This is a genomic window from Vibrio sp. 378 (assembly GCF_033339435.1).
The window spans coordinates 1-772 of the sequence record NZ_JAWOUO010000416.1; the positions used below are offsets into that span (position 1 = coordinate 1).

The window sequence follows — 772 nt, forward strand, 5'->3', positions numbered from 1 at the left end:
AATTCGATATCACGCAAGCCATTACCTTCCAGCAAGACAAAATGTGGGCGAACTACATTCGCGGCGTGGTGAAGTGTCTTCTGGCGCGTGGCTACCAGTTTACTGGGGCGGATATTTCAGTCAGCGGCAACGTACCTCAAGGCGCGGGTTTGAGCTCATCGGCGGCGTTGGAAGTGGTGATTGGCCAGACGTTCAAAGTGCTGTTCAATCTTGAGATCAGCCAAGCCGAAATTGCGTTAAACGGTCAGCAAGCTGAGAACGAATTCGTCGGTTGCAACTGCGGCATCATGGATCAAATGATTTCAGCGGAAGGGCGTGAAAATCATGCGATGCTATTAGATTGCCGTAGCCTTGAAACTGAAGCAGTCTCTATGCCAGAAGACATGGCTGTCGTGATCATCAACTCGAATAAAAAACGTGGTTTGGTCGACAGCGAATACAACACTCGTCGTCAGCAATGTGAAGAAGCGGCGCGTATTTTCGGTGTGAAAGCTTTGCGTGATGTGACGATTGAGCAGTTCAACGAGAAAGTCGCTGAGCTGGATGAAATGGTGGCAAAACGTGCCCGTCATGTCATCACAGAAAACGATCGTACTGTGGAAGCGGCGCAAGCGCTACGAGCACACGACATGAAGCGTATGGGCGAGCTGATGGCCGAGTCTCATGCCTCGATGCGCGATGATTTCGAAATCACGGTAAAAGAAATCGATACGCTGGTGGAGATAGTCAAAGAGGTGATCGGCGATCAAGGCGGCGTGCGCATGACTGGCGG

1 protein-coding gene is annotated in these 772 nt (G+C 51.2%); it reads left to right on the top strand.

Annotation, left to right across the window (positions count from 1 at the left end):
* On the top strand, nt 1–772 hold a 772-nt coding region (gene galK, locus R7Q48_RS26655; protein WP_318133227.1), incomplete at both ends, for a galactokinase.